This window comes from Nocardioides albidus (genome assembly GCF_006335005.1).
In the GTDB taxonomy this organism is placed as follows: Bacteria; Actinomycetota; Actinomycetes; order Propionibacteriales; family Nocardioidaceae; genus Nocardioides; species Nocardioides albidus.
Window position 1 is genome coordinate 9,560 of sequence record NZ_VDMP01000014.1, and the last position, 705, is coordinate 10,264.

At 75.0% G+C, this 705-nt stretch carries 1 protein-coding gene; it reads right to left on the reverse strand.

The window, feature by feature from the left end:
• The coding region (locus tag FHP29_RS22130; RefSeq protein ID WP_205013828.1) for an FAD-binding protein at positions 1–705 on the reverse strand (705 nt) is incomplete at both ends.

Sequence of the window (705 nt, forward strand, 5' to 3'; positions counted from 1 at the left end):
CGCTCGCCGGCGGCGTCGACGAAGATCCCTCCGGTGAACCACAGGGAGAACGACGTGGTGCCGTCGGGGTGCGCGATGCCGGGCGCCCACCAGGCCTGGTCCATCAGGTCGGTGGCGGCGCCGATGTCGATGGCCGCGCGGATCGCGAGGCCACGGTTGGAGTCCGGGCCCATGGCGCCGGTGACGCGGCCGGGCACGCCGTACTCCTCGCGCATCGCGGTGTTGTGCTCGAAGCCTCCCGAGGCGAGGACGACGCCACGGGTGGCGGCGATCCGGCGACCGCCGGCGACCAGGCCGACCACCCGGCCGTCCTCCTCGGAGACGACCAGCTCGGTGCACGGCGCGTCGAGGCGCAACGTGGCCGACGGCAGTCTGCCGAGGGCGAGCAGGAAGCGGCCGATCAGGGCCTGTCCGCCGATGAGGGTGTCCGGGGGCGTGGCGCCGGCGCGGTCGACCTTGAGCGTCGGTCGCAGGTCGGCGGCCAGCGGGCCGAGCTCGGCCGGGTCGAGGGGCGCGGGCATGATCTGGCGCTCGAGCGAGGCGCCGGGCACCGAGCCGAAGTAGTCGGGCCAGGCCAGGGTCTGGAAGGCGAAGGCGTCGTCCTCCAGGAGCCGGTCGACGAGCAGCGGGCCGGTCGCCAGGAAGGTGTCCTGGAGGGCGCGCGGGGTGCGGTCGCCGACGACGGCGTGGAAGTAGTCGCGCGCC